Source organism: Ensifer sp. 22521 (genome assembly GCF_052044795.1).
In the GTDB taxonomy this organism is placed as follows: domain Bacteria; phylum Pseudomonadota; class Alphaproteobacteria; order Rhizobiales; family Rhizobiaceae; genus Ensifer.
On sequence record NZ_JBQENM010000005.1, the window covers coordinates 18,937 to 43,656 of the forward strand.

Here is a 24,720-nt window from a genome sequence, read left to right on the forward strand (position 1 = left end):
CTACGACGACCGATAAAAGATGAGGAAAATAGTCATGAATATATCTTCGATTTCTAATGGTCTGCGCAACCTCGTCATTGCGGCGGCATTCGCAGTCGCCGGCGCGCCGGCCGCCATGGCCGAGACGCTGAAGATCGAACACAGCAGCGGCGTCACCGACGTGGAGAAAAACCCGAAGACGGTGCTGGTTTACGACTTCGGCATGCTGGAGACGCTGGATATGCTCGGCATTCCCGTTGCCGGCGTTCCCGGCGCGGCAATCCCGCCTTCGCTCGAAAAATACAAGGCCGACAGCTATCCGAAGATCGGCACGCTGTTTGAGCCCGACTACGAAGCCATCAATGCCGCAGAGGCGGACCTGGTGATCGTCGGTGGTCGATCGCAGGCGAAATATGCCGATGTCGCCAAGATCGCGCCGACGATCGATCTGACCTCCGACGACAAGGATCTCATCGGCAGCGTCAAGAAGAATGCCGAGATTCTCGGCCAGATCTTCGGCAAGGAAGCGGAAATCAAAGCGAGCGTCGAAAAGCTCGATGCCTCGATCGAAAAGCTTCGCGGCATTGCGGCTGAGAAGGGCACCGGGCTGATCCTGCTCACCACCGGCGGCAAGATCAGCGCCTATGGCAAGGGATCGCGTTTCGGCGTGTTGCACGATGTCTTCGGCATCAAGCCGGCCGATGCGGAACTGCAGGTAGCGACCCACGGTCAGGCGGTTTCCTACGAGTACATTCTCGAGACCAATCCCGATTGGATCTTCGTCGTCGACCGCGATGCGGCAATCGGCCAGCAGGCGCAGCCCGCAGCGGCATTGCTCGACAACGAACTGGTGCGCCAGACGAAGGCCTGGAAGGACGGCCACGTCGTCTACCTCGACTCCGCCAAGCTCTATCTGACGGCCTCCGGCCTGAAGTCGCAGCAGGATATCGTCGACCAGCTCACGCAGGCACTCGAGAAGAAGTAGGGCTCGGGCGGCAGCGCTCGCTGAGTGCGATGTGATCGGACGGCCGCGAACATATCTCTCGCGGCCGTTTCATTGTTCAGGGAGACCCGACAGGAGGAGCAGATCATGCTGAAAGCGTCCAGCGGCTTCCTTTCGGGAAGAGCTCTCGACTGGAGTGAGAGCGAGAAGAGGGCTTGACGGGCGAGGAGCCGTTTCAAGGACGCTGAGACGGCGTTTTTGGGGTTAAAGTTAAAAGGGGAGCCAACACCAAATACCTTTAGATCTTACGGTATTTTTCTGGGTTGGCTCCGTTTTTGAGGAATAAACAATATTGTAACTTGATTTATATCGCTTTCATTAAAATACATTTCGAATTTTATGCTTTTTTTAAATGACAAAGCGGAACGAAATCCGCAATCAATCAATGTATTCTTTACGCTTACTCTGGTTTACGCTTACGCCACGCGCTGGGTTGAAGGGCATTAGCGGATTAAGATCCTCCGAAACCCAGGCTGTTTTCGTTCATACTCAGGAACGAAACGCCAATGTGACTCCAAACGCGGGCGCGCGGAAGCTACCAATTCTGGTTAGTGGTTTGTAATTATTGGCTGTTTGTGGCGTAATCCGCAGTCCCAAGCCGTTGTTATGGCGTCAAGATTCACGCGCACCAGCGCGACTGTGGGCACCAAACATGCGGTTGTGTGCCCCGCTTCCTCGCGCGAACGGTCGACCCGCTTCGCCCGAAGCGCAAGTTTACTAGCTCTAACGAAGTATTATTAGGTATATCGACCTCGCGAAATGAGTAGGCGATACCGGGAATACCTCGGCAGCTAATCCGTTTTCTCGTCTCGGAAGGGCTGCGCCTCGCGGAAATGGATGGCCCGTCGTGTGCGGCGGAACGGCGATCACTGCCATCTTGATGACGTTTTTCACGCCCCCAATAAGGGGGTCGATCGCAGTGTAACCCAAAGATGGTTCGATTTATAACGATTTAAGAACGCTTATGAAGCGCCTCTAATCCTTTTGGGTTGTTTCGTAATGAAGATCTTTACGTTACATTAGCTATCGCGAATTTTCCCGGGGCGGGAAGATATCGTGATGCATAGTGGTTCCGAATAAATTTTCTGAAAGTGTGGTGCACAGCGGGAAAAACGCAGCACCCATAAAAACAAATGGAAAAATCCTAGGAGGGCGTAATGTATCCGGGAAGCTCCAGCGTTGGTGATTTTGAAGAAAACAACAAGGCTTTATCGCAGAAAAAAAAGATTGTCATGCTTGCCAAGATCGATCTGTTTGCCGAGTGCCTGATGCAGGCGGTCGGCTCGCGGTTTCAGGGGCACGACATCGTCTGCTTTTCCGATCCGGACAATCTGTTGGACGGCAGTCTCGTCGACGTGACGTTGATCATGCTCTACCGGATGCCGGCCAAGTCCTTTCCAGCAATCTTGCGGACGATCCACGAGTTCCACCCCAAGACCTCGATCGGTCTGGTGGTGGAGAATGCCGACGAGCTCGATCCGTCGATTGCCGGCTTCGTTGAAGAGCGGTTGATCCATGGCGTTTTGCCGTTGAACCTGAACCTGGACGTCTGCCTTGCGGCCATCGATTTACTGATGAAGGGAGGCGAGCACTTCCCAGCCGCCTTACTGCGACGGCTTTCGCCCGAGCCCTTCGCCGCGAGCAGTCTCTATGGCCGGCGGGCAGAGCTGTCCGGATCCGGTCCGGCCGCAGGCGCAGGTCGGCGCAAGCGCGATGCCGGACCTGACGGACTGACGACCCGCGAAGTTCAGATCCTCGATCTGATCTGCAAGGGAACGCAAAACAAGATCATCGCGGATCGTCTTGGATTGTCGGAAAATACCGTCAAGGTTCATGTCCGCAACATCTACAAGAAGATGAACGTCCGCAACCGCACGGAGGCGGCGTCGCGTTACTTCACCAACGATGCGGCGGCCGAACGGGGTGGCGACACGCTTTCGTCGCGCTGGAAGAACTAGGCTCGAAGAACTAGGCTCGGCAGCGTCGGCCAAACACTTCATTTCTGTGCCTCGACGTGGTCGAGAGCGCAGATGTTGGTGTTTGGATATCGTCTGTGAGGCCCCGTTTGCCGCGTTCCCGTGATCTGGTCTGTGGCGAAGCGTGGTCGCCACGGCGGAACACGCGACCGGCATCCGCATGACGGTCTACTCCCCTGAGAATGGCAATGTTTCTTGAGCGATCCGATAGCCCGCTGTGACTTCAAGATGGTTAACAAGGTATTAGATGATTATGTTGATTGGATTATAATGTAACTATTCGTGATTATGTTTCCGATTATTTTATTCCTATTTCAGATTACATTATATCAATCCTTATTGTTTTAGTTGACGCGCTAATGGTTATTTGATAATTAACTAATATTGAAATTGAAGATAAGTAGATTTTCGGATGGATTGTAGAATTATAGTTCTGTCGGGTTGTGCGTGAATTTGTAATAAAGAACAAACTCCTTATTATATTTCCATTGGCAGCCCGTCTCCAATCACCATGAGAAATGGTGTGTACAATAATTGGAGGTGTGTATGCGAAAGGTCGTTCCGGGGCCGTTGTCTGTCGTCGGGCAACGGGAATTTCTAAAGAAGATTTCAGGAATACCAAGGAGAATTCTAGTAACAGGTGGAGGCGGGTTTCTTGGCTCTCATATTTGCGAAAGACTTCTTTCTCTAGGTCATACGGTTATTTGTCTCGACAATTTTTCAACCGGACGGCGTGAAAACCTCTCTCATTTGGTGCAGAACCCGCATTTCCACATCATCGATCATGACGTTCGCAAACCCTATCTGATTGACGCCGACGTCATCTTCAACTTTGCCTCTCCCGCATCGCCGCCCGACTATCAGGCCGATCCGGTTGGCACTCTCATGACGAACGTCCTTGGCGCGCTGCATGCACTCGAAAATGCGCGCGCCACCGGCGCCACGGTCATCCAGTCCTCGACTTCGGAAGTCTACGGCGATCCGCTCCTCAGCCCGCAACGCGAGGTCTATTTCGGCAATGTCAATCCGATCGGCCCGCGTGCCTGCTACGATGAAGGAAAACGGTCGGCCGAAACCCTGTTCTTCGACTACCACCGATCCCATCGGGTCAAGATCAAGGTCGCGCGCATCTTCAATACCTACGGTCCGCGCATGCGTCCGGACGATGGCCGGGTGATCTCCAATTTCGTCGTTCAGGCCCTGCTCGGCAAGGACCTGACCATCTATGGCGACGGGCAGCAGACCCGGTCCTTCTGCTATGTCAACGACCTGATCGACGGCTTTCTCCGGCTTTCGGTCTCGGCGGATGACTGCATCGGCCCGATCAACCTTGGCAATCCTGGGGAGTTCACCGTTCTCGAACTTGCGCAGATGGTGCGGTCTCTGACCGGGTCGCGCTCGCGCATCGTTCACCAGGCGGCGGCCGTCGACGATCCTCGCCAGCGCCGTCCCGATATCTCGCAGGCGCTGACCGAACTCGCCTGGGAGCCGAAGGTCATCCTGCGCGACGGGCTTGAGCGCACTATCGCCTACTTCGAGGAGCGCCTCAGCGCGGCCGATCGCGCAACGGCGGGACAGGCGGTATGAGATGTCCCGCGTCGTACTCGTCACCGGCGGTGCCGGCTTCATAGGAAGCCACACCTGCAAACGCCTTGCCCAGCAGGGTTTCGTCCCCGTCGTCTATGACAACCTGTCGACGGGACATAGGGCCAACGTACGCTGGGGTCCCCTCGTTGAAGGCGATCTCGAGGATACGGAACGGCTGGCAACGGCCGTCCGGACGTTCCTGCCTGAATGCGTGATCCACTTTGCGGCTTCCGCCTATGTCGGGGAATCCGTCGAAGACCCGGGAAAATACTACCGCAACAACGTCGCAGGCAGCATCGCGCTGCTCGAAGCCTGCCGCGCGACCGGGCTGGCACGCATCGTGTTTTCCAGTTCCTGCGCCACCTATGGCGTGCCGCAGCGGCTTCCGATCACCGAGGATACGGAACAGTTTCCGATCAACCCCTATGGGCGCACGAAGCTGATGATCGAGCTGATGCTTGGCGACTATGCGCGCGCCTATGATTTCCGCTCCGTCGCGCTGCGCTACTTCAACGCCGCAGGCGCCGATCCGGAAGGACAGCTCACGGAACGGCACGATCCCGAGACGCATCTCATACCGCGTGCCCTGATGGCGGCGGCCGGCGGGATCGAACGGCTCGACATCTTCGGCGACGACTATGCGACGCCGGATGGAACCTGCATTCGCGACTACATTCACGTGACCGACCTTGCCGACGCCCATGTCGCGGCCGTCAACTATCTGAATGACGGCGGCGAGGTACTGCGCGCCAATCTCGGCTCCGGACATGGAACCTCGATCCGGGAGGTTCTCGAAGCGATCGATCGCGTTACCGGGCGGCAGGTTCCCGTGCAGATGTTGCCGCGTCGCCCGGGCGATCCGCCCGTGCTCTATGCCGACACCAGCCGGGCGCGGCAGCAACTGGGCTTCCGGCCGGCCTTCTCGGATATCGAAACCATCATCCGCACGGCGGCGCCGGGTTTCGGGCTGGAGGTGTGGCGATGAGCTGGGCAGCCACAGTCGATGGATTTCGGCGCTATGCCGATCTCGCGCGTGCGGGGCCCGTCAGGCCGCGTCTGACGACGCTGTTTTCCGGGCGCTTGCAGATACTGAACATGTTGGGGGTTACCGCGTGGTTCGCGGCCTTCACGTATTTCTGGTGGTGGTGGCTCGATCCGGCCCATGTTCTGGACTGGCCGTCCTACGTCCTTATCACCGTCGTCGTCGGGTGGATCACCCTGCTGCCGGTCTACTTCATCACGATCTTTTCCGGCGCGAAGGTGGCCACGGTGAGCACGGGGCCGGTGCCCCAGGGGCGGATCGCGATGGTCGTCACCAAGGCGCCGTCCGAGCCGTTTGCCGTTGTACGCAAGACGTTGCAGGCGATGCTGGACCAGACCGGCTGCGACTTCGATGTGTGGCTGGCAGACGAAGACCCGTCGCCGGAAACGGTTTCCTGGTGTGCGGCCCACGGGGTTTTCATCTCCACGCGAAAGGGTTTTGCCGAATATCATCGCGCCGCCTGGCCGCGCCGCACGCGCTGCAAGGAAGGAAACCTTGCCTATTTCTACGATCACCACGGCTATGACCGCTACGATTTCGTGGCGCAATTCGACGCCGATCACGTGCCCGAAGCCACCTATCTCGTGGAGGTGCTGCATCCCTTCAACGACCCGTCGGTCGGCTATGTCTCGGCGCCGAGCATATGCGACGCGAATGCCGCGGCAAGCTGGTCGGCTCGCGGGCGGCTTTACGCGGAGGCGAGCCTGCATGGCTCCCTTCAGGTCGGCTACAACAATGGCTGGGCGCCCCTATGCATCGGTTCCCACTACGCCGTGCGGACAAAGGCCCTGAAGCAGATCGGCGGATTGGGGCCGGAACTCGCCGAAGATCATTCGACCACGCTGATGATGAATGCCCATGGCTGGCGCGGCGTGCATGCCCTCAACGCCATAGCCCATGGCGACGGGCCGGCGAACTTTGCCGATCTCGTGGTTCAGGAGTTCCAGTGGTCTCGCAGCCTCGTCGCGATCCTGCTGAAATATTCGCCTTTGTATGTGCCGAAGCTGCGGCCGCGGCTGCAGTTCCAGTTCCTGTTTTCGCAACTCTGGTACCCGCTGTTTTCGTGCTTCATGGCGCTGATGTTCCTGATGCCGATCGTGGCGCTGTTGATGGGGCGGGCCTTCGTTGACGTCGACTATCCCGATTTTCTGCTGCATTTCGTGCCTTTGTCAGTGGTTCTGGTCGTGCTCGCCTATTTCTGGCGTTCGACCGGTACGTTCCGGCCGCACGACGCGCGGGTGTTGAGTTGGGAGACGGTCCTGTTCCTGTTCGCGCGGTGGCCCTGGTCGCTGCTCGGCTGTCTGGCGGCGGTGCGCGATCACCTGACCGGCTCGTTCGTCGATTTTCGCATTACGCCGAAAGGCGGCGGTGCCGCGGCTCCCCTGCCGCTTCGGATATTGATGCCCTATCTCGTGCTTTCCCTGATGTCGGCGCTCGCCGTCTGGCTGATTTCCGATGCCGGAACGGCACGCGGCTTCTACGTCTTCGCCGAGATCAACGCCCTCGTCTATGCCGGGCTCGTGGTGGTGATCCACGTTCGACACGCCCGCGAGAACGGGCTGCCGCTTATGCCGCGTTCGACGATGACCGCAATGACGGCCGGCTCTCTGGTGCTGGTTTCGGTGCTGTCGGCCCAATCGGCGGTGCGTCACGGCGCCGAGGCAACGGAGGCCCTGTCGCATGGCTTGGGTTTCGTGACCTTCACCGAGGCGAAATACACGGTCGCCGGCGCCGGACACGGTACGAAACTCAGGATCGTTCGCTTCCATTTGCAATGGAAAGGCTTTTCTCAGCCGCCCGAGAGCGGGGCGCGGATCGAACCTGCCGTATCACGGGCCACCTCTAACAATGCCGGAAGAAGGAGTGTCAGTGAAACGAAGTACCGGGAAACCAGGACGACAAAGAAGGTCGGCCGATACTACGTGCCGTCATGACGGCGGCGAACAGTCGAGTGTGTAATCTCCAATGTGAGGAGAAAGTGGATGAAAGGGTCGATAAAAGTCATGGTTCTGCCGCTGTTGCTGCCGGTTGCAGCCGCTGCGGTCTACTTGGGCGCCCAGCCGGTCAAGGCGAAGATGGAAGTCAAGCCGACGCCGCTCAGCGCTTACGAAGTCTATTCCCTCTACCGCAACAAGACCTGGCAATGGTCCACCGGCGGTGCACGCTTCACCGCGCATGACCGCAAACTCGTGGCCTTTGTCGACAAGGGCAACGGCAACCGATCCTTTGCCGAAGGCAATTGGTACGTCAGCGATCTCGGCATGATGTGCATGCAGGCCATCTGGACGACCGCGGCCGAGGCCGGCGATGCGCGGACCTGCTTCGGCCATGCCAAGATCGGCGACACGATCTATCAGCGGAAGGTGCCAAACGGCGAATGGTATGTCTTCAAGCATGCAAAACCCAAGCCCAATGACGCCTACTACAGCCTCGTCGCCCAGGACGACATCACAGCAAAGGCGTTGCGTCTCAAGGAACAGTTCTTGGCCAAAAAATAGACGCAGCAGGAGGATGAAATGAAACGCAAATTGGCATTCGCCCTATGCACTGCCCTGGCCCTGCAACTGGACTTCGGCAGCTTGGTATCCGCGTTGGCGCAGGAGCAAGCCAATCCTGCGGGCAATGCCGGTCAGACCCAGACCATGATCGACAAACGTCCCGTCATGCACCCTGGCGGAACGAGATTCGGCGCCTATGACCCGCATGGCGATTTCGGCGCCCAAAGCGATGTGACGACCGAAGCTCTGTTCCTGCCCTGGGAGGACGTCGATCTCGCATCCTTGCGCACCGCTGACGAGTATGCCCTTCAGCGGGGACGCAATCTGCTGATCACCATCGAGCCCTGGTCCTGGTCGCTCGACTGGAAATTGACGCCGGCGCAGCTCCGCGACCGGATGCTCAGGGGTGAATACGACGCCAACATGGAGGCGATCGCCGACATGATCGCCGAGCTGAAGAGCCCGGTCATCGTGCGCTGGGGCCAGGAGATGGAAGACACGTCCGGACGGTTCTCCTGGGCTGGCTGGGCGCCACAGGACTGGATCAAGGCCTACAAGCATGCGATGGACATCGTGCGCAAGAAGGCGCCGAAGGCGCAGATCATGTGGTCGCCAAAGGGTTTGCCGAACCTCGATGTCTATTATCCGGGTGACGATTACGTCGATCTCGTCGGGCTGTCGGTCTTCGGGCTCGAACCATTCGATCAGATCGAATATGGGACGCCAAGGACGTTCGCGCAGGCGCTCAAGCCCGGCTACGACCTGGTGGCCAAGTACAACAAGCCGATCTGGGTCGCCGAGCTCGGATGGGAAGGCAGCCGGCCCTACATGCAGCCCTGGATCGATACCGCGACGAAGCCGGACCCGCAGTTCCCGAACCTGGCCGAAGTCGTCTACTTCAACGACCGTGACGTCATCGAATGGCCGCACGATCTCGGCCGGCCGAACTGGCGCGTGGTCAACCAGACCACGAACTGACATTGCCGGCAGTAGCGCGCTCTGAACGGGCGCGCGAGAAAGCTCAAGCATCTCGTTTGGCTGGATGCCCTTACTTGCAGAAAAGCCCCTCGCTTGAGGCGAGAGGCTCGAGTTAGAAGTGCCGGCGTTGTCGGCTGCGATTTACTCGGCCGCCTGCGGCCCCAGTTCGCCGCGACGGATCTGGTCGGCTTCGATCGATTCGAACAGGGCGCGGAAGTTGCCCTCGCCAAAGCCTTCGTCGCCCTTGCGCTGGATGAACTCGAAGAAGATCGGGCCGATCACTGTCTTCGAGAAGATCTGCAGCAGGATCTTCGTCATGCCGCCGTTCACCACACCTTCGCCGTCGATGAGGATGCCGTGCTTCTTCATCCGGTCGATCGGTTCGTCATGGCCGTGAACACGGTCATGCGACATGTCGTAATAGGTCTCCGGCGGGCCTGGCATGAATTTCAGGCCATTGTCCGCCAGCTTGTCAGTGGCGTCGTAGATGCCTTCGGTGCCGACGGCGATGTGCTGGATGCCTTCGCCCTTGTATTTGCGCAGATACTCCTCGATCTGGCTCGTATCGTCCTTGGACTCGTTCAAGGGAATGCGGATCTTGCCGCAGGGCGAGGTGATCGCCCGGCTGACGAGGCCGGTGATGCGGCCGTCGATGTCGAAGAAGTGGATCTGGGTGAAATTGAACAGCTCGCGGTAGAAGGCCCACCACTTGTCCATATTGCCGCGATAGACGTTGTGCGTCAGGTGGTCGAGATAATAGAATCCGACGCCCTCGGGCCTCGGATTGCGCTCGCCGGTCCACTCGAATTCGGTCTCATAGGCAGAGCCCTTGGCGCCGTAGGTCTCGACGAAATAGAGCAGCGAACCGCCGATGCCGACAATCGCCGGAACATCGAGGCACTTGTCCTTGCCTTCATAGGGGATCGCGCCCTTCGAAACCGCATGGTCGAAGGCGTGCTTTGCGTCGACGACGCGCCAGGCCATGGACGGGGCGCAGGGGCCGTGCTCATCGACGAAGCGCATGGCATGCGAGCCGGGTTCGGCGTTCAGAATGTAGTTGATGTCGCCCTGCCGCCAGACCGTGATGTTCTTGGTCTTGTGCTTGGCAACCGGGCTGTAACCCATGCGAGCAAAAAGCTCGGCGAGCTTCTCCGGTTCCGGATGGGCGAATTCGACGAATTCGAAGCCGTCGGTGCCAGCGGGGTTTTCAGCGGTAATCGTTGCCGGCGGGGCGTCATGCGGGAAGGGGCCCATCGGAAGTCTCCTCTTGTTCTTCCAAACTTTGCTGGAGTATGACGCAATTCCCATGCATGATGCTTGTATTCTTGCGCGGTTTAGACAGGATGGCGCACGGAACATGCATAATAGTGAATTAGGATGCAGGAATGGAGCAGCTTGACGGGTTCGATCTCAAGATCCTCAGCGAATTGCAGCGCGACGGACATCTGACCAATAATGAGCTGTCGGAGCGCATCGCACTTTCGCCGTCACAATGCTCACGGCGGCGTAGCCGGCTCGAAGCCGAAGGCTACATCACCGGCTATCAGGCACAGATCGACCGGCAGAAGCTCGGCCTCGATCTGATGGTGGTGATCTCGGTGACGCTCGCCACCCACAACCGCGACAATGCCAAGCGCTTCGGCAAGCTCATTTCGAGTTTGCCCGAGGTGTTGGAGGCCTATGCGCTGACCGGTGAGATGGACTATCACCTGCGGGTGGTGACGCCTGACCTCGCGGGGCTGTCGCGCTTCGTCAACGACGTGCTTTTGCCGCATGACAGCGTGCAGCACGTGAAGACGTCGATCGTGCTCGAAACGCTGAAGAGTTTTGAAGGTGTGCCGATTCCGGAGCGGATGAAGGGCTGACGTTTCACCCCTCGCGGCGAGGACGTTTCTCCACTTTGCCGATGGCGCGCTCAATCGCCTCGAGACCAGCCGTCAGCGCCTGCATTCCGGCGGCTCCCACCAAAGCGTCGAGTTCGGCCTGGTAGTTGGCCGCAAGCGCCGTCAATTCGACATAGGCACGCAGGCCCGCCTTCGTCAGCTGGAGATGTTCGAGGCGGCGATCACCTTCGTTTTCATTGCGCGTCAGCCAGCGCCGCTCTTCGAGTGCTGAGACCGCGCGGCTCACCTTGGTCTTGTGCATGGCGGAATGCGCGCCCACTTCCGTTGCCGTCATTGGACGACGGGTGCTGCCGAGGGCTGCCAGCGTTCGCCATTCCGGGCGAGTGAGCTGGTAGCGCGCCTTGTATTGTGCGGCAAAGCGCAGGGCGACGAATTCGGCCGCGCGGTTCAGCCGGTAGGGCAGGAAGGCATTGAGCTCGAAGCCGTCGGCGGCCATCGGTGTTTCCTTGATAGTTACAAAATCGATAGTTACGATTGCAACTAATATGCCGAAGGCGAGGCTCGCGTCCACCATGGATGGGGCCGTTGCGGGCGGTGTTTGGGATTGCGCTGGCCCCGCTGCGAAAGCTGGAGCCGGATGCTCAAGGGAGGAGGATAGAACCATGCTCGACAAGGCAGGAAAACAGGCCGAGGCACGGACTGACGCAGCCGAGGCGCTCAACTACATGCCGGGTTTCGGCAATGATTTCGAGACCGAAAGCCTGCCGGGAGCTCTACCGCAGGGCCAGAACAGTCCACAGAAATGCGCCTACGGGCTCTATGCCGAGCAGCTCTCCGGCTCGCCCTTTACCGCGCCGCGCGGCACCAACGAGCGCTCCTGGCTCTACCGCATCCGCCCGAGCGTCCGCCACACCGGGCGGTTTTCCAAGATCGACTATCCGCACTGGAAGACGGCGCCGCATGTGGCCGAGCATTCCCTGGCGCTCGGCCAGTTGCGCTGGAACCCGTTGCCGGCGCCCTCGGAAAAACTGAACTTCCTTGAGGGCATCCGCACCATGACGACGGCGGGCGATGCGCCGACGCAGACCGGAATGGCGGCCCATGCCTATGCCTTCAACGCCGACATGGTGGACGACTATTTCTTCAATGCCGACGGCGAACTCTTGATCGTTCCGGAAGCGGGCGCGATCCAGGTCTTCACGGAACTCGGCAAGATGGATGTGGAGCCCTCGGAAATCTGCATCGTGCCGCGCGGCACCATGTTCAAGGTGACGCGGCTTGGTGAAGAGAAGGTCTGGCGCGGCTATATCTGCGAGAACTATGGCGCCAAGTTCACATTGCCGGATCGCGGCCCGATCGGCGCCAACTGCCTTGCCAATCCGCGCGACTTCAAGACGCCGGTCGCCGCCTTCGAGGAGAAGGAGACGCCTTGCCGCGTGCATGTGAAGTGGTGCGGCGGCTTCCATGTGACCGAGATCGGCCATTCACCGCTCGACGTCGTCGCCTGGCACGGCAACTACGCGCCCTACAAATACGACCTCAAGACCTACTCGCCGGTTGGCGCCATCCTCTTCGATCATCCGGACCCGTCGATCTTCACGGTGCTGACGGCACCCTCGGGCGAAGAGGGTACGGCGAACATCGATTTCGTCATCTTCCCGCCGCGTTGGCTGGTGGCCGAGCACACCTTCCGGCCGCCCTGGTACCACCGCAACATCATGAGCGAGTTCATGGGGCTGATCTACGGCCGCTATGACGCCAAGGAAGAGGGCTTCGTGCCCGGCGGCATGAGCCTGCACAACATGATGCTGGCACATGGGCCGGATGCGTCGGGCTACGACAAGGCGACAAACAGTGAGTTGAAACCGGTGAAGCTCGACCATACGATGGCCTTCATGTTCGAGACCCGCTTCCCACAGCAGCTGACCCGCTTCGCCGCCGAACTGGAGACGTTGCAGGACAACTACATCGACTGCTGGACGGATCTCAAGAAGCGCTTCAACGGGACGCCGGAAGGCGATTGGTCTTGAGTTCACGCCTCGTTTTGCTTGGCAGCAAGGGTGGTCCGGCGATCCGGCCGGGCGGCCCGTGGCCGACCTCGTCATTGCTTCAAATCGGCGGCCGTTCGATCGTGGTCGATTGCGGCCTTGGCGTTACCCGCGGAGTAACGGATGCCGGCGTGCCGCTGAAGGCGCTGGACCTGATCGTCATCACCCACCTGCATTCGGATCATGTGCTTGAGCTTGGTCCGTTGATCCACACGGCCTGGACCGCGGGGCTCGCGCATCCAGTGCGCGTCTTCGGCCCCGCCGGGACACGTGCCTATTGGCAGGGCTTCCTTCAGGCGATGGCCTTCGACATCGACATTCGCATCGTCGACGAAGGCCGGCCGGACCTGTGCGCTCTTGTCGACGTCGTCGAGTTTTCCGAGGGCGCGGTCTTTTCGGAGAACGGCCTGACCGTGTCGGCGCTACGCGTCGATCATCCGCCAGTCACCGACTGTTTCGCGCTGCGGTTCGATCATGCGGAGGGCTCGGTCGTCTTTTCCGCTGATACGGCCTATTTTCCGCCGCTCGCCGATTTCGCCCGAGGGGCTGACATTCTCGTGCACGAAGCGATGCTCGCCGAAGGCGTCGACCGGCTGGTGGCGCGCACCGGCAACGGCGCGCGATTGAAGGAGCACCTGCTTGCGAGCCACACATTCGCCGAACAGGCGGCCGCGATCGCAACGTCCGCCGGCGTCGGTCGGCTGGTGCTGCACCACCTCATTCCGGCCGATGATCCCGAGATAACGCAAGGCCATTGGATTGCGGCGACCCGCAAAAGCTGGGCAGGCGCCTTGACGATCGCCGCCGACGGCCTTGTTGTGAGACTTGCGGACGATTCGCCCGCTTAAAACAACTCCGCGAAGGCCGCGCAGCGGCTTTCGGTCCGGAACAATGAGAAGATTGAGAGGGAGGACTGCATGAAACTGGCGACACTCAAGGACAGTACGCGCGACGGAAAGCTCGTGGTCGTCTCTCGCGATCTCACCCGCTGCTCCGAGGTCGGGCATATCGCCCGTACGCTGCAGGCAGCGCTCGACGACTGGGAACACGCAGGCCCGCGGCTTGCCCGCGTGGCCGAGGGGATCGAGACCGGCTCGCAGCCGACGATCCGGTTCCATGAACACGACGCCCTGTCGCCGTTGCCGCGCGCTTACCAATGGGCCGACGGCTCGGCCTACGTCAATCACGTCGAGCTCGTCCGCAAGGCCCGCAATGCCGAAATGCCGGCAAGCTTCTGGACCGACCCGCTGATGTATCAAGGCGGCTCCGACAGCTTCATCGCGCCGCGCGATCCGATCCCGCTTGCCGACGAAAGCTGGGGCGTCGACATGGAGGGCGAGGTCGCCGTCATCGTCGACGACGTGCCGATGGGCGCTACCAATGACGAGGCGCGCGCTGCGATCCGCCTGGTGATGCTGGTCAACGACGTATCGTTGCGTGGCCTCATCCCGGCCGAGCTTGCCAAGGGTTTCGGCTTCTTCCAGTCAAAGCCGTCTTCTGCCTTTTCGCCGGTCGCCGTTTCCCCGGATGAATTGGGTGAGGCCTGGGACGGCGGCAAGCTGCATCTGCCGCTCTGCGTCGACATCAACGGCAAGCCCTTCGGCCGAGCCAATGCCGGCATCGACATGACCTTCGATTTCGCCCAACTGGTCGCGCATGCGGCCAAGACCCGGCCGCTTTCTGCCGGCACGATTATCGGCTCGGGCACGGTCTCCAACAAGCTTGACGGCGGACCGGGCAAGCCGGTCGCAGAGGGCGGTGCCGGTTATTCCTGCATCGCGGAGCTGCGCATGATCGAAACCATCGTCGGTGGTGCGGCGAAGACGCATTTCCTGAGGGTCGGTGACGTCGTGCGCATCGAGATGAAGGACAAGACCGGCCATTCGATCTTCGGCGCTATCGAACAGACCGTCGAAGCCTACAACAAGGCCTAAACGGCTGAACGACAAGAACGGGCAAAGGCATGAGCGAGACCGTCCTTTACGACTACTGGCGTTCGTCGGCGAGCTATCGGGTGCGTATCGCGCTCAACAGCCTCGGCGAAAGCTATCGTTCGGTGCCGGTCGATCTGCTCGCCAAGGCGCACAAGGCGCCGGAGCATCTGGCGCGCAATCCGCAGGGGCTCGTGCCCGTTCTCGACATCGATGGCGAGCGGTTCACGCAATCGCTCGCCACCATCGAATATCTCGCCGAGACACGCAGCAATGCCGGTTTCCTGCCTGACGATGCCGTCGGGCGCCAGCGGGTGCGCATGCTCTCCCACGCGATCGCGATGGACATCCATCCCGTCTGCAATCTCGACGTGATCTCCTATGTCATGGCCAATGCCGAGGACGGTGAGGCGGCGCGGCGCAACTGGATGCGCAAGTTCATCGGCGAGGGACTTGCCGCCTTCGAACAGCTGCTCGACCATCCCGCAACCGGCCGGTTCTGCCATGGCGACAGCCCGTCGATGGCGGATTTCTGCCTCGTGCCGCAGGTCTACAATGCCCGCCGCTGGGAGGTGGATCTCAGCGCTTGCCCACGGCTTGTCGCGATCGATCAGAATTGTTCGGAGATCGAGGCATTCGCCCGCGCTCACCCGGATCGCACGCCGCGCTGACCGGTGCGGTTGTCCGTTCTGTTCCTTCAGACATCATCTGACTGAAGCTGCCTTGTGCTGACCGGCCTCATCTGGCCGGTTCCGTCAAACGGATGTCGCGAATGGATCGACGGCCGGGCCAAGGCCGCGCTAGTTTTTGTGTGACTGGCCGTATAAGGGGGGCCGGAAAAACCTCTGGAGCGAGAGATCTACCGATGAAAAGCTATGTGCTGAACGTCAGCTGCAAGACCACCCGTGGCATCGTTGCCGCCATCACCGGCTATCTCGCCGAAAAGGGCTGTTACATTTCGGACAGTTCGCAGTTCGATGACCTCGAAACCGGCCTGTTCTTCATGCGCCTCACGTTCATCAGCCAGGAGGGCGCCACGCTCGACGAGCTGAAAGCGGGCTTCGAGCCGGTGGTCAAGCGCTTCGACATGAATGCGGAGATCCGCGACAGCGAAGAGCGCATGAAGGTGCTGCTGATGGTGTCGCGTTTCGGCCATTGCCTCAACGACCTGCTCTACCGCTGGAAGATCGGCGCGCTGCCGATCGATATCGTCGGGGTCGTCTCCAACCACTTCGACTATCAGAAGGTGGTGGTCAACCACGACATTCCCTTCCACTACATCAAGGTGACGAAGGAGAACAAGCCGAAGGCGGAAGCCCAGCTCCTAGAGCTCGTCGAACAGACCGGCGCCGACCTGATCGTGCTCGCCCGCTATATGCAGGTTCTGTCCGATGCGCTCTGCAAGAAGATGTCGGGCCGCATCATCAACATCCACCACTCCTTCCTGCCGTCGTTCAAGGGCGCCAACCCCTACAAGCAGGCCTATGAGCGCGGCGTGAAGCTGATCGGCGCGACGGCGCACTATGTCACCGCCGATCTCGACGAGGGCCCGATCATCGAGCAGGATATCGCCCGCATCACCCATGCCCAGAGCGCGGAAGACTATGTCTCGATCGGCCGCGACGTCGAGAGCCAGGTGTTGGCCCGTGCGGTACACGCCCATATCCACAACCGCTGCTTCATCAACGGCAACCGCGTCGTCGTCTTCCCGCCGAGCCCGGGTTCCTACGCTTCCGAGCGCATGGGCTGAGGTATGGGAAATCCGGCCCTCTCGCCGCCAAGCGGGTGAGAGGCTCGGGGGACAAATCGTCCGCTGAAAATGAGAAGCGCCACCCGTTTCGACCGGTGGCGCTCATTTGTTAGTGCAACAGTTCCAGTCCGACCGCCGTCGCCTCGCCGCCGCCGATGCAGAGCGAGGCAATGCCGCGCTTGACGCCCTTCGCGCGCATGGCGTGCAAGAGCGTCACGATGATGCGGGCGCCGGATGCGCCGATCGGGTGGCCGAGCGCGCAGGCGCCGCCGTTAATGTTGACGATATCGTCGGAGAGGCCGAGATCGCGGATCGCGGCCATCGCCACCACGGCGAAGGCCTCGTTGATTTCGTAGAGGCCGACGCTGCCCTTCTCCCAGGCGAGCTTGGCCATCAGCTTGTCGATCGCGCCGATCGGCGCGGTGGTAAACCAGGCCGGTTCCTGCGCATGGCCGGCATGGCCAGCGACGATGGCAAGGGGCGTGAGCCCGCGCTTTTCCGCCTCGCTTGCGCGCATCAAGATCAGCGCCGCTGCACCGTCGGAGATCGACGACGAATTGGCCGCCGTCACGCTGCCGCCGTCACGGAAGGCGGCTTTCAGCTTCGGGATCTTTGCCGGATCCGATTTGGTCGGCTGCTCGTCGCGATCAAGGTTGGCGGTCTGGCGTTTGCCGGCGCCGCTAACCGCCACTATTTCCTCGGCAAAGGAACCATCCTCAGCCGCCCGGTTGGCGCGCTCCAGCGAGCGAAGCGCAAACGCGTCCTGATCGGTGCGCGAGAACTGGTAGTGTTCGGCCGTATCCTCGGCATAGGTGCCCATCAGCCGACCGGAGTAGGCGTCTTCGAGGCCGTCGAGGAACATATGATCCTTGACCTCACCATGCCCCAGGCGGAAACCGCCACGCGCCTTCGGCAGCAGATACGGGGCGTTGGTCATCGACTCCATGCCGCCGACGGCAAGCACCGACGCGCTGCCCGAAAGGAGCGCGTCATGGCCGAGCATCAGCGCTTTCATGCCGGAACCGCAGACCTTGGAGATGGTCGTCGACGGCGTTTCCTTGCCGAGGCCCGCGCCAAGAGCGGCCTGGCGCGCCGGGTTCTGGCCAATGCCGGCCGGCAGCACATTGCCCATCAGCACCTCGTCGACGGCATCAAGGCCGGCGCGATCAAGTGCTGCCTTCAGCGCGACGGCGCCGATTTCCGGCGCAGTCAGATCCTTGAGGCTGCCCTGAAAGGCGCCCATCGGGGTGCGGGCCGCCGAAACGATGACGATAGGGTCAATTCTGCTCATGTCTTTCTCCCATACGGCAATGGTTGGCGCTAGTGGGTGGCCACCGTCAGATATGCAGCGCGTGCCCCAGTGCCTTCAGCGCGGACTCCTGGAAGGCCTCCGATTGTGTCGGGTGGGCATGGATCGTGCCGGCGATGTCTTCGAGCCGCGCGCCCATCTCAATCGCCAGGCTGAAGCTTGCCGAGAGTTCCGAGACGCCGTGGCCGACGGCCTGGATGCCGAGCACCAGGTGGTTGTCGGCGCGGGCAACGATGCGGACAAAACCGTCTTCCGCAAGCGTCGTCATCGCCCGGCCGTTCGCCTGGAAGGGGAACTGGCCGATCTTGATCTCGATGCCGCTCGCGCGCGCCTCGTCGGGTGAGAGCCCTGATGTGACGATCTCGGGATCGGTGAAGCAGACGGCGGGGATGCAGCGCTTGTCCCAACTGCGCTTGTGGCCGGCGACGATCTCCGCCACCATTTCGCCTTGCGCCATGGCGCGGTGCGCCAGCATCGGCTCGCCGGTGACGTCGCCGATCGCGTAGATGCCGCGCATGGACGTCCGGCACTGGTCGTCGATGCGGATGAAGCGGCCGGTACGGTCGAGGTCGATCTCCTCCAGGCCGAAGCCTTCGGTCACCGGCTTGCGGCCGACGGTGACGAGCACCTTTTCGGCGGCGACATCGATGGCGCGACCGTTGTGCTCGGCATGCAGGCTGCCGGTCTCGGCGGAGTAGCTCTTGGCAACCGTCTGGGTGAAGACTTCGATGCCGAGCTCGCCGAGGCGCTTGGCGATCGGCTTCGTCAGATCCGCGTCGTACTGCGGCAGGATGCGCGTCAGCGCCTCGACGATGGTGACATGGCTGCCGAGCTTGGCGAAGGCGGTGCCCAGTTCCAGACCGATATAGCCGCCGCCGATGACGGCGAGGCTCTTCGGCACGCTCTTCAGCGACAAGGCTTCCGTCGAGGAAATGATCGGCCCGCCGAAGGGCAGGTCCGGCAGTTCGACCGGCGCCGAGCCCGTGGCAATGACGATCGCTTCGGCGCGGATGCGCTGCAGCCCGATTTCGGTCTCGACATCGACGGTCTTGCCATCGACGAAGCGGGCGGCGCCGATCACGGCCTTGACGCCGGCCTTTTTCAGAAGCCCGGTGACGCCGCCGTTCAGCCGGCCGACGATGCCGTCCTTCCAGGCGACGGTATGGGCGAGGTCGATCGACGGATTGGCCAGAGAGAGGCCGAGCGGGTTGCGGCCGGAGGCGGCCGCGCGCAGCTTGTGAAACTCTTCGGCCGCGTGGATCAGGGCCTTGGAGGGAATGCAACCGACATTGAGGCAGGTGCCGCCGGCCTTGGCCTTTTCGACGATGACCGTGTCGATGCCGAGCTGGCCGGCGCGGATGGCTGCGATGTAGCCGCCGGGGCCGGCGCCGATCACGAGCAGCTTGCAGGAAATTTCCTTCATGATCGCCTCAGGCCTCCACGAATATAAGCGCCGGCGTTTCGAGCAGGGTCTTCAGCCGCTGCACGAAGACGGCCGCATCCCAGCCGTCGATGACGCGGTGATCGAAGCTCGAGGACAGGTTCATGATCTTGCGCGGCACGAACTGCGTGCCGTCCCAGACGGGCCGGATCGCAAGCTTGTTGACGCCGACGATCGCCACTTCCGGATGGTTGATGACCGGGGTGGTGACGATGCCGCCGAGCGCGCCGAGCGACGAGATGGTGATCGTCGACCCGGTCAACTCGTCGCGGGTGGCCGTGCCGGTGCGGGCCGCTTCCGCCAGGCGGTTGAGTTCGGTGGCGCAGTCCCAGATGCCGCGTGCCTCGGCATGGCGCACGACCGGGACGGTGAGGCCGGCGGGTGTCTGGGTGGCGATGCCGATGTGGACGGCGTGATGGCGGTGGATGATGCCGGGACCGTCGTCGAAGATCGCGTTGACGGCGGGCTGATCGGCAATGGTGCGGACCAGCGCGCGCATCAGATAGGGCAGGATCGTCAGCTTCGGCTGGTCCGGCTTGCGGTCGCGGTTCATCGTCGTCCGCAGGTCCTCGAGCGCTGTCATATCCACTTCTTCCACATAGGTGATGTGGGGAATGCGCGAGGTCGAAAGCGACATCTTCTCGGCGATGCGGCGGCGAAGGCCGGTCATCTTGATCTCGTCGACCGCGGTCTTGCGCTGCAGGCCGGCGGGCGCCGGCGCCGGCTGGGCGCCGCGGGCGATGAACTGGTCGAGATCATCATGAGTGATGCGGCCGGCCGGACCGGTGCCGGCCACCTGGCGCAGGTCGACGCCGCTTTCCTTGGCGCGCAGGCGCACGGCCGGCGAGGCCAGTGCTTTTTCCAGCCGCTCGCCGGTCACGTGGCCATTCGCGATCGGTGCCTTCGCCTCGACTTTGACGGGTTGCGTAGGCTTGGCGACAGGGGCGGGCGCCTCGGCCTTTACGGCGGGTTTCTCTTCCGCCTTTGCTGTCAGCTTGTCGTCAACAGCCGGTGCCGCCGCTTCCCCTTCGCCGGCGATCTCGATGCGCACCAGCGGCGCCTTCACCGCGACGGTGTCACCCACTTCGGCACCGAGCCAGAGCACGGTTCCGGTGACGGGCGAGGGGATTTCGACGGTCGCCTTGTCGGTCATGACGGCGGCGAGCACCATGTCCTCGCGAACGGGATCGCCAGGCTTCACGTGCCATTCCACGAGTTCGGCCTCAGCCACGCCTTCGCCGACATCGGGCATCTTGATTACGAATTCGCCCATGTCAGGCCTCCATCACTTCGACGAGCGCGCGTCCGACGCGCGCGGGGCCGGGGAAATAGTCCCATTCCTGGGCGTGTGGGTAGGGCGTGTCCCAGCCGGCAACGCGCACGACGGGCGCTTCGAGATGGTAGAAGCAATGCTCCTGGACGAGCGAGGCCACTTCGCCGCCGAAGCCTGACGTGAGCGTGGCCTCATGCACAGCGACGCAGCGACCGGTCTTTTCCACCGACTTCACGATCGTATCGAGATCGAGTGGCAGCAAGCTGCGCAGGTCGATCACCTCGGCGTCGATGCCGGTTTCCTCGGCCGCTGCAAGCGCCACGTGCACCATGGTGCCATAGGCGACGACGGTGACGGCGGAGCCCTGACGGCGGATCTCCGCCTTGCCGATCGGGATGGTGTAGTGGCCTTCGGGTACCTCGCCGAGATCGTGTTTCGACCAGGGAATGACGGGTCGGTCGTGATGGCCGTCGAAGGGGCCGTTATAGAGCCGCTTCGGCTCCAGGAACATCACCGGATCGGGATCTTCGATCGAAGCGATCAGCAGGCCCTTGGCGTCATAGGGATTGGAGGGCACCACGACCTTGAGGCCGCAGACATGGGTGAAGAGCGCTTCCGGGCTCTGGCTGTGGGTCTGGCCGCCGAAGATGCCGCCGCCGGTCGGCATGCGCAGCACGATCGGGCAGGTGAAATCGCCGTTGGAGCGGTAGCGGATGCGGGCCGCTTCCTGGGTGATCTGGTCGTAGGCCGGGTACATGTAGTCGGCGAACTGGATCTCGACGCAGGGCTTCAGCCCATAGGCCGCCATGCCGATCGCCGTGCCGACGATGCCGCTTTCGCTGATCGGCGCGTCGAAACAGCGGGTCTTGCCGTACTTCGCCTGGAGCCCTTGCGTGCAGCGGAAGACGCCGCCGAAATAGCCGACGTCCTCGCCGAAGACGACGACATTGTCGTCGCGCTCCATGGAGACGTCCATGGCGCTGCGCACGGCTTCGATCATTGTCATTCTGGCCATGTCAGTATCCTGCCTTCTGCCGCTGGCGGCGAATGTGCGGCGGCATCTCGGCATAGACGCCCTCGAAGATGTCGCGCACCGACGGCTTGCCGCCGGCATGCAAGGTGCCGTGGCCTTCGGCCTGTTTCTGTGCCTGGATTACCGCATCGACGATTTCGGCTTCCGCCTGGGTGTGGCGCTCTTCGGACCAGGCGCCGCGCAGGATCAGGTGCTTTTTCAGCCGGAGGACGGGATCGCCGAGCGGCCAGGCCTCCGATTCCGTCTTCGGTCGGTAGGCGCTCGGGTCGTCGGAGGTCGAATGCGCGCCGACGCGATAGGTGACGTATTCGATCAGCGTCGGCCCGAGATTGCGCCTTGCGCGCTCGGCCGCCCATTTGGCGACGGCGTAAACGGCGAGATAGTCGTTGCCGTCGACGCGCAGCGCCGGAATGCCGAAGCCGAGGCCGCGGGCGGCAAAGGTGCCGGAGCCGCCGCGCGCGATGCCCTGGAATGTGGAGATCGCCCACTGATTGTTGACGATGTTGAGGATGACAGGCGCCTTGTAGGTGGAGGCAAAGACCAGCGCCGAGTGGAAGTCCGATTCCGCCGTCGAGCCGTCACCGATCCAGGCCGCGGCGATCTTGGTGTCGCGCTTGATCGCCGACGCCATCGCCCAGCCGACAGCCTGCACATATTGGGTTGCGAGGTTGCCGGAGATGGTGAAGAAGCCATGCTCCTTGGAGGAATACATGATCGGCAGCTGCCGGCCGCGCAAGGGATCGCTCTCGTTCGAGAAGATCTGGTTCATCATCTCGACCATGGGATAGCCGTCGGCGATCAGAAGACCGGCCTGGCGATAGGTCGGGAAGTTCATGTCACCCTTCACCAACGCCTTGCGGAAGGCGCAGCTAACGGCCTCTTCGCCCAGGTGCTGCATGTAGAACGAGGTCTTGCCCTGACGCTGCGCCATCACCATGCGCGCGTCGAAGGCGCGCAGCGTCATCATGTGCTTGAGACCAGCCAGAAGCTCGTCGTCGGACAGCAGACCGGCCCAGGGGCCGACCGCTTCGCCGTCACGGTTCAAGACGCGAATGATCGAATAGGCGAGATCGCGCATCTCTTCCGGCGCGACGTCCACCTCCGGGCGCGGAACGGAGCCGGCCTTCGGGATCTTGACGTTGGAGAAATCCGGCTGGCCACCGGGCCGAACGGCGGGTTCGGGGACATGCAGGCTAAGTCGATCGAGATCGCTCATGCAGTTTCCGGCCTCCTCCGGAGTGCGCAGCGCACCAAATCAAAGATCGGTTCCAATTGAACCGCTCTTCATCTCTGTTTTCACGCATTTCCGGACGCAAAACCGCTACGCAGTTTTGCTGGAAATGCTCTAAATCGGGAAAACGATCGGACTGACATATGCGAAGACGTACGTTCCGACCTCACACGGCTCCTCTGCCTGAGGTCTGCGTACACTCCTCCTAAGCCCCGCTCTCCCGACGGGAATACTCACAGACTGCCACGAGTTCCGGGGCTTATGAAGGTCTTTCCGTGTTGCGGGGCAGGGGCAGACGAAGAAAGATAGAATCCTGCCGGGAGTGCGCTCACGCGTTGTGTTGCGCATGGCCTTGCCGGTCGCTGCTTGTAATTTTCTTTCGCGGGCGTTTCGCCGTACGGCGATCAAACCGGCGGGGCGATCGTAATCGGTGTCCCGTCGAGGAAGCGCGAGAGCCGGAATGGGGTGGGGTCGACGACCGGTTTATCTCCGGTCACGAGATCCGCAACGAGGTGCCCGGCGCCCGGTCCGATGCCGAAACCGTGGCCCGAAAATCCGGTCGCGATGATCAGTCCCGGAACGCCTTCTGCCGCTGAAATCACCGGAACGGCATCCGGCGTCACGTCGATCAGGCCGGCCCAGATCTGCTGCACCTTGGCCTCACGCAGAAACGGGAAGGCTTTTGCGGCGGCGTCGAGAGCATGAAGTGCGCGGCGGGAATCCGGGTTGGGATCAAGCACGCGGTGGCGCTCGAAGGCGCCCGGGCGATCGAGCGGGACGGCGCCGATTTGGAACAGCTCGTTCCAGCTCTGGGCGCTGAGGCCGACCTGCACGGCCTCGCCTTCCGCCTTTCGCGCCGGCTGGAAATCGCGGAAGAACGCGAAGCTGTCGGGCACGATCGCGTGCAGATTGGCCGCGCCGTCGGCAATCGTGTAGCCGCCGTCGAGCCGCTTGCGGTAGGCGTAAGTTGCGGTTGCGCCGGCGCCTTCCGGTCCCCCGGAAGCCGGGCCGGTTCTCACGACCGTGTTGCGCACTTTCAGTTGCGGCAGGCGGATGCCAAGGCTCTTGAGGAACAGTCGCGACCAGGCACCGCCGGCGACGACGACCGTCGAAGTTTCGATGCGACCCTTCTCGGTCACAACCGCGGAGATCCGCCCGGCCGCCCGCTCGACGCCACGCACGGCGCAGCCGGTCAAGATGCGCGCTCCGGCGCGGCGGGCGCCGGCAACGATCGCAGGCACGGCCTTTTGCGGTTCTGCCCGGCCGTCGCTTGGGGTGAAGAGCGCACCTTCATAGCGAAGGGCGGCGCTCGGCATCGCCGCCGCGGTCGCATCAGCGCCAAGCTGCCGACTGTCGACGCCATAGGGTTTGGCCATCGCGAGCCAGGCATCGCGGTTGGCGGCATCACGTTCATTCTCGGAGATGTAGAGAATGCCGCTGCGGCGAAAGCCGGTCTCGCCGCCGACACGGGTGTCGAGTGTATCCCAGATCTTCAACGCCTCGATCGCCAGCGGGATCTCGCGCTCGTCGCGGCCCATGACGCGCACCCAGCCCCAGTTGCGGCTCGACTGCTCCGCTCCCGGCATGCCTTTTTCGCAAAGCACGACATCGATGCCGCGTTCGGCGAGGAAGAGGGCCGTGCTGACGCCGATGATACCGCCACCGACGATCACGACGTCGGCCTTGGCGGGCAGGGCGGTATCGGTGGCGATGGGATCAAGCGTGGGACCGGGCATGGGGGGACTTTCGGGCAGGACGTGTCGCGATCATCGGTGCATGCCGCCGCCGCGAGATCAA

20 protein-coding genes and 2 pseudogenes are annotated in these 24,720 nt (G+C 61.9%); 13 read left to right on the forward strand and 9 right to left on the reverse strand.

Annotated features, from left to right (window positions below):
- Positions 1-34 precede the first annotated feature (34 nt).
- From ACTJKE_RS08035 to ACTJKE_RS08065, 7 genes are all read left to right on the forward strand, one after another.
- Positions 35-964 (forward strand): siderophore ABC transporter substrate-binding protein, encoded by a 930-nt coding sequence (locus ACTJKE_RS08035; protein WP_110880657.1) that lies wholly within the window; start codon positions 35-37, stop codon positions 962-964.
- Between the two features lie 1,175 nt (positions 965-2,139).
- Positions 2,140-2,940, forward strand: a complete 801-nt coding sequence (locus ACTJKE_RS08040) for a helix-turn-helix transcriptional regulator (RefSeq protein WP_057254501.1) — start codon at positions 2,140-2,142, stop codon at positions 2,938-2,940.
- A gap of 564 nt (positions 2,941-3,504) precedes the next feature.
- Positions 3,505-4,545, forward strand: a complete 1,041-nt coding sequence (locus ACTJKE_RS08045) for a UDP-glucuronic acid decarboxylase family protein (protein ID WP_082641249.1) — start codon at positions 3,505-3,507, stop codon at positions 4,543-4,545.
- Position 4,546: 1 nt separating this feature from the next.
- A complete protein-coding gene (galE, locus tag ACTJKE_RS08050; RefSeq protein ID WP_112995965.1) occupies positions 4,547-5,530 on the forward strand; it encodes a UDP-glucose 4-epimerase GalE in 984 nt (327 codons plus the stop codon).
- Entirely contained in the window at positions 5,527-7,521 is a 1,995-nt protein-coding gene (locus ACTJKE_RS08055) for a glycosyltransferase (RefSeq protein ID WP_440691640.1), read from the forward strand. Before galE ends, ACTJKE_RS08055 begins: the two co-directional genes overlap by 4 nt.
- A 48-nt stretch (positions 7,522-7,569) precedes the next feature.
- Positions 7,570-8,085: a DUF995 domain-containing protein gene (locus tag ACTJKE_RS08060; RefSeq protein WP_057254503.1), complete on the forward strand. Its 516-nt coding sequence runs from the start codon at positions 7,570-7,572 to the stop codon at positions 8,083-8,085.
- An 18-nt stretch (positions 8,086-8,103) separates the two neighbouring features.
- Entirely contained in the window at positions 8,104-9,063 is a 960-nt protein-coding gene (locus ACTJKE_RS08065; protein ID WP_440691642.1) for a glycoside hydrolase family 26 protein, read from the forward strand.
- Positions 9,064-9,204: 141 nt separating this feature from the next.
- Here the strand turns inward: ACTJKE_RS08065 and hppD are convergent, their stop codons facing one another.
- On the reverse strand, positions 9,205-10,317 hold the full coding sequence (hppD, locus tag ACTJKE_RS08070; RefSeq protein WP_057254505.1) for a 4-hydroxyphenylpyruvate dioxygenase: 1,113 nt from the start codon (positions 10,315-10,317) through the stop codon (positions 9,205-9,207).
- Between the two features lie 131 nt (positions 10,318-10,448).
- Between hppD and ACTJKE_RS08075 the strand changes: the two genes are divergently transcribed.
- Complete coding sequence (locus tag ACTJKE_RS08075) at positions 10,449-10,928, forward strand: Lrp/AsnC family transcriptional regulator (RefSeq protein WP_057254506.1); 480 nt, start codon at positions 10,449-10,451, stop codon at positions 10,926-10,928.
- Between the two features lie 4 nt (positions 10,929-10,932).
- Here ACTJKE_RS08075 and ACTJKE_RS08080 read toward each other — a convergent pair whose 3' ends face one another.
- Positions 10,933-11,403 carry a MarR family winged helix-turn-helix transcriptional regulator gene (locus tag ACTJKE_RS08080; protein ID WP_440691644.1) on the reverse strand — a complete coding sequence of 157 codons (471 nt, stop codon included), beginning with the start codon at positions 11,401-11,403 and terminating at the stop codon, positions 10,933-10,935.
- A 166-nt stretch (positions 11,404-11,569) separates the two neighbouring features.
- Between ACTJKE_RS08080 and hmgA the strand changes: the two genes are divergently transcribed.
- From hmgA to purU, 5 genes are all read left to right on the forward strand, one after another.
- Positions 11,570-12,937, forward strand: a complete 1,368-nt coding sequence (gene hmgA, locus ACTJKE_RS08085) for a homogentisate 1,2-dioxygenase (protein ID WP_058325309.1) — start codon at positions 11,570-11,572, stop codon at positions 12,935-12,937.
- Entirely contained in the window at positions 12,934-13,803 is an 870-nt protein-coding gene (locus tag ACTJKE_RS08090; protein WP_057254509.1) for an MBL fold metallo-hydrolase, read from the forward strand. Before hmgA ends, ACTJKE_RS08090 begins: the two co-directional genes overlap by 4 nt.
- Before the next feature lie 69 nt (positions 13,804-13,872).
- Complete coding sequence (locus ACTJKE_RS08095; protein ID WP_057254510.1) at positions 13,873-14,889, forward strand: fumarylacetoacetate hydrolase family protein; 1,017 nt, start codon at positions 13,873-13,875, stop codon at positions 14,887-14,889.
- Between the two features lie 29 nt (positions 14,890-14,918).
- On the forward strand, positions 14,919-15,557 hold the full coding sequence (maiA, locus tag ACTJKE_RS08100; protein WP_440659905.1) for a maleylacetoacetate isomerase: 639 nt from the start codon (positions 14,919-14,921) through the stop codon (positions 15,555-15,557).
- A gap of 194 nt (positions 15,558-15,751) precedes the next feature.
- Positions 15,752-16,636 carry a formyltetrahydrofolate deformylase gene (gene purU / locus ACTJKE_RS08105; RefSeq protein ID WP_057254512.1) on the forward strand — a complete coding sequence of 295 codons (885 nt, stop codon included), beginning with the start codon at positions 15,752-15,754 and terminating at the stop codon, positions 16,634-16,636.
- A 109-nt stretch (positions 16,637-16,745) separates the two neighbouring features.
- Here purU and ACTJKE_RS08110 read toward each other — a convergent pair whose 3' ends face one another.
- From ACTJKE_RS08110 to ACTJKE_RS08140, 7 genes and pseudogenes are all read right to left on the reverse strand, one after another.
- Complete coding sequence (locus ACTJKE_RS08110; protein ID WP_440659906.1) at positions 16,746-17,927, reverse strand: acetyl-CoA C-acyltransferase; 1,182 nt, start codon at positions 17,925-17,927, stop codon at positions 16,746-16,748.
- A gap of 46 nt (positions 17,928-17,973) precedes the next feature.
- Complete coding sequence (gene lpdA / locus ACTJKE_RS08115; protein ID WP_058325305.1) at positions 17,974-19,368, reverse strand: dihydrolipoyl dehydrogenase; 1,395 nt, start codon at positions 19,366-19,368, stop codon at positions 17,974-17,976.
- A gap of 7 nt (positions 19,369-19,375) precedes the next feature.
- A pseudogene (locus ACTJKE_RS08120) lies at positions 19,376-20,245 on the reverse strand (dihydrolipoamide acetyltransferase family protein); the annotation flags it as partial.
- A gap of 152 nt (positions 20,246-20,397) precedes the next feature.
- Positions 20,398-20,659 (reverse strand): annotated as a pseudogene (locus tag ACTJKE_RS08125) (biotin/lipoyl-containing protein); the annotation flags it as partial.
- A 1-nt stretch (position 20,660) separates the two neighbouring features.
- Complete coding sequence (locus ACTJKE_RS08130) at positions 20,661-21,674, reverse strand: alpha-ketoacid dehydrogenase subunit beta (protein ID WP_440691646.1); 1,014 nt, start codon at positions 21,672-21,674, stop codon at positions 20,661-20,663.
- A 1-nt stretch (position 21,675) separates the two neighbouring features.
- Positions 21,676-22,908 (reverse strand): 3-methyl-2-oxobutanoate dehydrogenase (2-methylpropanoyl-transferring) subunit alpha, encoded by a 1,233-nt coding sequence (locus ACTJKE_RS08135; protein ID WP_057254517.1) that lies wholly within the window; start codon positions 22,906-22,908, stop codon positions 21,676-21,678.
- Between the two features lie 419 nt (positions 22,909-23,327).
- Positions 23,328-24,659, reverse strand: a complete 1,332-nt coding sequence (locus ACTJKE_RS08140; protein WP_440659907.1) for an NAD(P)/FAD-dependent oxidoreductase — start codon at positions 24,657-24,659, stop codon at positions 23,328-23,330.
- Positions 24,660-24,720: the final 61 nt, after the last annotated feature.

Excerpts from the sequence above, each read along its gene's own strand:
- ACTJKE_RS08035 (WP_110880657.1), top strand. The coding sequence starts at position 35 with ATGAATATATCTTCGATTTCTAATGGTCTGCGCAACCTCGTCATTGCG.
- ACTJKE_RS08040 (WP_057254501.1), top strand. The coding sequence starts at position 2,140 with ATGTATCCGGGAAGCTCCAGCGTTGGTGATTTTGAAGAAAACAACAAG.
- ACTJKE_RS08045 (WP_082641249.1), top strand. The coding sequence starts at position 3,505 with ATGCGAAAGGTCGTTCCGGGGCCGTTGTCTGTCGTCGGGCAACGGGAA.
- galE (WP_112995965.1), top strand. The coding sequence starts at position 4,547 with ATGTCCCGCGTCGTACTCGTCACCGGCGGTGCCGGCTTCATAGGAAGC.
- ACTJKE_RS08055 (WP_440691640.1), top strand. The coding sequence starts at position 5,527 with ATGAGCTGGGCAGCCACAGTCGATGGATTTCGGCGCTATGCCGATCTC.
- ACTJKE_RS08060 (WP_057254503.1), top strand. The coding sequence starts at position 7,570 with ATGAAAGGGTCGATAAAAGTCATGGTTCTGCCGCTGTTGCTGCCGGTT.
- ACTJKE_RS08065 (WP_440691642.1), top strand. The coding sequence starts at position 8,104 with ATGAAACGCAAATTGGCATTCGCCCTATGCACTGCCCTGGCCCTGCAA.
- hppD (WP_057254505.1), bottom strand. The coding sequence starts at position 10,317 with ATGGGCCCCTTCCCGCATGACGCCCCGCCGGCAACGATTACCGCTGAA.
- ACTJKE_RS08075 (WP_057254506.1), top strand. The coding sequence starts at position 10,449 with ATGGAGCAGCTTGACGGGTTCGATCTCAAGATCCTCAGCGAATTGCAG.
- ACTJKE_RS08080 (WP_440691644.1), bottom strand. The coding sequence starts at position 11,403 with ATGGCCGCCGACGGCTTCGAGCTCAATGCCTTCCTGCCCTACCGGCTG.
- hmgA (WP_058325309.1), top strand. The coding sequence starts at position 11,570 with ATGCTCGACAAGGCAGGAAAACAGGCCGAGGCACGGACTGACGCAGCC.
- ACTJKE_RS08095 (WP_057254510.1), top strand. The coding sequence starts at position 13,873 with ATGAAACTGGCGACACTCAAGGACAGTACGCGCGACGGAAAGCTCGTG.
- maiA (WP_440659905.1), top strand. The coding sequence starts at position 14,919 with ATGAGCGAGACCGTCCTTTACGACTACTGGCGTTCGTCGGCGAGCTAT.
- purU (WP_057254512.1), top strand. The coding sequence starts at position 15,752 with ATGAAAAGCTATGTGCTGAACGTCAGCTGCAAGACCACCCGTGGCATC.
- ACTJKE_RS08110 (WP_440659906.1), bottom strand. The coding sequence starts at position 17,927 with ATGAGCAGAATTGACCCTATCGTCATCGTTTCGGCGGCCCGCACCCCG.
- lpdA (WP_058325305.1), bottom strand. The coding sequence starts at position 19,368 with ATGAAGGAAATTTCCTGCAAGCTGCTCGTGATCGGCGCCGGCCCCGGC.
- ACTJKE_RS08130 (WP_440691646.1), bottom strand. The coding sequence starts at position 21,674 with ATGGCCAGAATGACAATGATCGAAGCCGTGCGCAGCGCCATGGACGTC.
- ACTJKE_RS08135 (WP_057254517.1), bottom strand. The coding sequence starts at position 22,908 with ATGAGCGATCTCGATCGACTTAGCCTGCATGTCCCCGAACCCGCCGTT.
- ACTJKE_RS08140 (WP_440659907.1), bottom strand. The coding sequence starts at position 24,659 with ATGCCCGGTCCCACGCTTGATCCCATCGCCACCGATACCGCCCTGCCC.